This window comes from Pseudomonas folii (genome assembly GCF_014357575.1).
GTDB lineage: Bacteria > Pseudomonadota > Gammaproteobacteria > Pseudomonadales > Pseudomonadaceae > Aquipseudomonas > Aquipseudomonas folii.
The window spans coordinates 1-4797 of the sequence record NZ_JACONW010000246.1 but is presented as its reverse complement, the minus strand read 5'-3'; the positions used below and the strand labels follow the sequence as shown (position 1 = coordinate 4797).

The window sequence follows — 4797 nt, the reverse complement described above, 5'->3', positions numbered from 1 at the left end:
AAGCCGGTCCCACGTCATTGCATCGCTCAAATCAACCGCGATTACGATCAACCGCAAAGCCTGCCCAGGTCTGGCTGACCGGCATCAATTCCAGGCTGTTGATATTCACGTGGGCCGGGGTGTTCATGATCCAGAAGATGGTCTCCGCGATGTCCTGCGGCTGGATCGCTTCTGCACCGGCGTAAGTCGCGTCGTATTTGCTTTGATCCCCACCGAAGCGCACCAGTGAGAACTCACTTTCGCACAGGCCTGGTTCAAGGTTGGTAACGCGCACACCCGTACCGATCAAATCGTTGCGCAGGTTGAGGGAGAACTGCCCGACGAAAGCTTTGGTGCCGCCGTAAACATTGCCGCCCGGGTACGGATAGTTACCCGCCACCGAACCCACGTTCACGATGCTTGCACCGCGACCATGAGCAATCAGGCGCGAGAGCAGCAGACGAGTGCTGTAGACCAGGCCTTTGATGTTGGTGTCGATCATGGTGTCCCAGTCATCCAGGCTGCACTTGGGCGCAGGATCGATACCCAGAGCAAGGCCGGCGTTGTTGATCAACCCCTGAATGGTCGCGAACTCGGCAGGCAGGCTTTCAATGGCCGCTTCCATGGCGGCGCGATCACGCACATCCAGCACCAGCGTGTGCACTTTGGTCTGCCTGGACAGTTCAGCGCTGAGGGCATTGAGACGCTCTTCACGGCGACCGGTCAGCACCAGCGACCAGCCCGCTTGTGCGAAGCGACGGGCACAGGCTTCGCCAAACCCGGAAGTAGCGCCAGTAATGAACACAGTGGAAGTCATTTCATTCTCCTGATGTGCCGCACCTGAGTGCAGACCGGTTAATAACGATAAATAAACAAGCCCAGCAGAATGCCCGCCCAAAGAGGTCTGGAGCAAGTCTGTGGATAAAACAATGTACTTTTTGTACAAAAAACAACCAGATACCGCCGGACCAGTCGTAGCTGGGGTCAAACGGGGTTTTACCCACGTTATCCACAGCCAGGCCCACAATATCCGTGGGCAACTCTCTCCTGCACAGCCCGCGGATTGCGGGGGCTGAAGGAGCACCAGAGCGGTTTTTCCCTTGACGTCATTTCCTTCCCGTGTAACGCCAATGAAACATCAGCAAGGACGAAATTCTCTCGTAACAGCTTCAGGCTATATCCGCTGCCGGTTTGCGAACTATTTCCAACGCTTGCCCACAGACTTATCCACAGGCATAGGACGCAAAATACCTGTATGAAAAACCAGCCCTGGCAACGTTGACAAATGGCCTCAAAGCACACCCAAAAAGCACTGTACATATTTTAACCAAAAGCCTACAGGCCACGTTCTACGAGGCCTGCAGCCAGATGCTCCCACGTTATTCACAGGCAGTTCCACAGTAATCCTGAACAAGTCAAAAGCGTGACAAAACAAGCATTTGCAGCGGCTTTATGTCGCGGTTTGGCGGCTCTTCAAAATTGTTTTCCACAATTCGCCGAGTGATGTTTGAGGGCACTCATCAGATCAACAGCAAACCATCGGACTTCACTTCATTCAGCACGAAAAAAGTCCGCACCTGCCGCACGCCTGGCAGCGCAATAATCTTCGTATTGTGCAGCTGGTTGAACGCCGGTAGATCCCGAACCCGGATTTTCATGAAGTAATCCACATCCCCCGCCACCAGCCAGCATTCCAGCACTTGTTGTAGTTCACGGGCGGCCGCTTCGAAGGTGGCAAAGCTTTCGGGTGTCGACCGGTCCAGCACCACACCGATAAGCACCACCGTGCCTTGCTGCACTGCATTGGGGTCAATCTGGGCGCGCACGCTTTTAATGATGCCGTTCTCGTAAAGCCGCCGCGTGTGGTTCCAGCACGCAGTGGTACTCAAACCAACCTTTTTGGCGAGGTCTGCATTGCTGATACGGCCATCGACCTGCAGCGCCCGCAGGATCTTGCGCTCCTGCACCGTCACTTCAGGCGTTTGAGGCTGCTCTTTCATCGTCCGGGACCTCCTTGAATGAATGGGGCAGACCGGCATTCATGCGCAAATCGTGCCGGTACATGAACAACTACCCGCAAAAAACACCTCAGAGTGAATGTTCATCCGTACGGCTATCTCCACAGGTAAGACCTTCCGGTTCAAGGGCCTTAATAGGTAGGAAACCCCAGCGGACTTTCAGTAGTTTAGAACTCAGAAAAACGTGCACCTTCAAGCCGCCAGGAGCGCCGTCATGCTTGGGATATCGGAATCTGCAGTGTGGGTTAAAGCACCCTCCCCGGAAGTTGGAGTCGTCATCGTTACGCGTGCCGGATTGCCCGGTTACATCAGCGAGCGTCTGCGCAGTGAGGTGGATGATTGGGATCAGGTCGCTTATCTGCACGTCAGAGAGCCCAACGAGTTTCTCGACGACTGGCTGAAGGCGGAATCGAGTCAAGCCGCACCCAACCTGGACACCCGCTGCCATGCCAGCCAACTGCTGCGCTCGGTATCGAAAGGCTGTTATCTGCTGGATATCGAAGAAAGCCCATCGCCGCAACTCACCTGGCTGGGTTCAGTGTGCGGCCATCAGTTGCATGTGGTCAGGCTGAGCGAATCGGACTTATCAACAGATGCCATGGATCAGCAGGTTGAAGAGATACTGGCGAAGGTCAGCGCGTTGGCGAAGAACATTCTGGAGGAGCGGTTTATTGGGGTTTGATGAGGAGATTATTCATGTGGGAGCGGTGCTTGCCCGCGATAAGGCTAGGCGCGATCGACCTGCAATGCGCGGTGCTCTTATCGCGAGCAAGCTCTACTCCCACAAAAGAAGCAGCATTCCAATTCAAGCTATGAAGCCAAACTATCAACCATTACGGAAGATGAAGCTGTAAGCACTCAACGCAGGCACACCACCCAGGTGGGCGTAGAGCACTTTCGAGCCTTCCGGGAATTCGCCGTTGCGGACCATTTCGATCATGCCGTGCATCGACTTGCCTTCATACACAGGGTCAGTCAGTACGCCTTCGGTTCGAGCGCACAGGCGGATTGCTTCAAGGGTGCCTTCATTCGGCAGACCATATTCCGGATAAGCGAAACGCGTATCGAGGATGACGTCGTCCTCGGTGATGTCCTGCCCCAACTCCACGAGCTTCGCGGTGTTCTGTGCAATACGCAGAACCTGCGCCTTGGTCTTTTCCGGCTTGGCCGACGCATCGATACCGATCACCCGGCGGGCGCGACCGTCGGCGGCAAAGCCCACCAGCATGCCCGCGTGGGTGCTGCCGGTTACCGAGCAGACCACGATGTAATCGAACTTGAAGCCCAGCTCTTTTTCCTGCTCGCGGACTTCTTCGGCGAAGCCAACAAAGCCCAGTCCGCCGTAAGGATGTTCGGAACAACCAGCAGGAATCGGGAAAGGCTTCCCGCCGCTTTCCTCAACGTCCGACATGGCTTTTTCCCAACTCGGACGAATGCCGATGTCGAATCCGGCTGCGTCCAGGCGCACATCAGCGCCCATGATTCGCGACATCTCGATGTTGCCGACCCGGTCATACACCGCATCGGAATAGTTGACCCAGTTCTCCTGAACCAGCACGCACTTCATGCCCAGGTGAGCAGCCACGGCAGCCACCTGACGCGTCTGGTTGGATTGAATGCCGCCAATGGACACCAGCGTGTCGCAACCCTGCTCCAGCGCTTCTGGAATGAGGTACTCAAGCTTGCGGGTCTTGTTACCGCCAAAGGCCAGACCGCTGTTGCAGTCTTCACGCTTGGCATACAGATCGACCTTGCCACCCAAATGCGCACTGAGTCGTTTGAGAGGCGTGATGGGCGAAGGGCCAAACGTCAAAGGGTAGCGCTTGAATTTGCTCAGATTCATAACAGGGCTCCTTGATATTGAGAGTATCCAGGCACGTTCTGCAGTGCTTGCGATGGACTTAATGTTAAGGAAACGAGCAAAAAAACGGGTTGCAAACTGAAGGTTATTTTCGGCTCTTTATTAATCCATTAAAGATTTAGCCTAATTAAATTGTTAGAATTATTCTAATCACGCAATAAAAGATCACTGCCGAAATGACTACCAGCGCAGACGCCAGCACTACCGACCGAATTGACCGGGCCATTCTCAAAGCCCTGCAAAAAGATGCCTCGATTTCTAACGTCGCGCTGGCGGAAAAGGTCAAGCTCAGCGCTCCTGCGTGCTTGCGACGGGTTGAACGGCTGAAGCAGGCAGGGCTGATCAAGAAGATTGTGGCGGTGCTGGATTACGAAGCGCTGGATGCGGGGATGGTGGTGATCATTGGGGTAGTGCTGGATCGCTCGACCCCGGAGTCATTCTCGGCGTTCGAGACCGCTGCGCAGAAAATCTCGGGCTGCATGGAGCTGCATGTGGTGACGGGGGAATTCGACTACCTGATGATGCTGCGTACCCGAGACAGCCAGAGCTTCAACCGACTGCACGCCGAGCAGTTGCTGTACCTGCCAGGCGTGCGCCAGATCCGCTCATTCATGGGACTGCGTTCGGTGCTGTCGACGACGATGATCCCGTTGTGAGTTGAGACGGTGCAAAGCCGAAGGGATTAAATGCGATCTCTCAGGCATCGCACCGCCTTCAAAGGTAGGAGGCAACTTGTTGGCGAGAAAGGCTGACGCGGTTCTTCAGGCATGCCGCCTCGCGAACAAGTTCGCTCCTACCCAGGCATTGCGCAGTCTCAGGCTCACCGCGCTCAAAGGTAGGAGGCAACTTGTTGGCGAGAAAGGCTGACGGGTTCTTCAGGCACGCCGCCTCGCGAACAAGTTCGCTCCTACCCAGGCATTGCGCAGTCTCAGGCTCACT

General features: G+C 55.4%; 6 protein-coding genes. 2 read left to right on the top strand and 4 right to left on the bottom strand.

The genetic code is table 11. The features are described 5' to 3' along the window. Positions 1-31: 31 nt before the first annotated feature. Positions 32-796 carry an SDR family oxidoreductase gene (locus H8S59_RS26090; protein ID WP_122396120.1) on the bottom strand — a complete coding sequence of 255 codons (765 nt, stop codon included), beginning with the start codon at positions 794-796 and terminating at the stop codon, positions 32-34. A 703-nt stretch (positions 797-1499) separates the two neighbouring features. Beyond that, positions 1500-1979, bottom strand: coding sequence for an Lrp/AsnC family transcriptional regulator (locus H8S59_RS26085; RefSeq protein ID WP_187523289.1), 480 nt, complete (start codon positions 1977-1979; stop codon positions 1500-1502). Between the two features lie 232 nt (positions 1980-2211). Here H8S59_RS26085 and H8S59_RS26080 point away from each other — a divergent pair, with 232 nt between their 5' ends. Beyond that, a complete protein-coding gene (locus H8S59_RS26080) occupies positions 2212-2679 on the top strand; it encodes a transketolase (protein ID WP_187523288.1) in 468 nt (155 codons plus the stop codon). Positions 2680-2823: 144 nt separating this feature from the next. Here H8S59_RS26080 and H8S59_RS26075 read toward each other — a convergent pair whose 3' ends face one another. Continuing rightward, positions 2824-3840 carry a 1-aminocyclopropane-1-carboxylate deaminase gene (locus H8S59_RS26075; RefSeq protein WP_027899734.1) on the bottom strand — a complete coding sequence of 339 codons (1017 nt, stop codon included), beginning with the start codon at positions 3838-3840 and terminating at the stop codon, positions 2824-2826. Positions 3841-4034: 194 nt separating this feature from the next. On the opposite strand from H8S59_RS26075, the gene H8S59_RS26070 reads away from it, so the two are divergent. Further along, the gene (locus tag H8S59_RS26070) at positions 4035-4514 is read left to right on the top strand and encodes an Lrp/AsnC family transcriptional regulator (protein ID WP_095101909.1); all 480 of its coding nucleotides are present in this window, start codon (positions 4035-4037) and stop codon (positions 4512-4514) included. Between the two features lie 58 nt (positions 4515-4572). On the opposite strand, the gene H8S59_RS26855 is transcribed toward H8S59_RS26070, so the two are convergent. Beyond that, positions 4573-4797 (bottom strand): hypothetical protein (locus H8S59_RS26855; protein ID WP_214658480.1); only part of this gene is annotated, 225 nt, incomplete at its 5' end.

Excerpts from the sequence above, each read along its gene's own strand:
- H8S59_RS26090 (WP_122396120.1), bottom strand. The coding sequence starts at position 796 with ATGACTTCCACTGTGTTCATTACTGGCGCTACTTCCGGGTTTGGCGAA.
- H8S59_RS26085 (WP_187523289.1), bottom strand. The coding sequence starts at position 1,979 with ATGAAAGAGCAGCCTCAAACGCCTGAAGTGACGGTGCAGGAGCGCAAG.
- H8S59_RS26080 (WP_187523288.1), top strand. The coding sequence starts at position 2,212 with ATGCTTGGGATATCGGAATCTGCAGTGTGGGTTAAAGCACCCTCCCCG.
- H8S59_RS26075 (WP_027899734.1), bottom strand. The coding sequence starts at position 3,840 with ATGAATCTGAGCAAATTCAAGCGCTACCCTTTGACGTTTGGCCCTTCG.
- H8S59_RS26070 (WP_095101909.1), top strand. The coding sequence starts at position 4,035 with ATGACTACCAGCGCAGACGCCAGCACTACCGACCGAATTGACCGGGCC.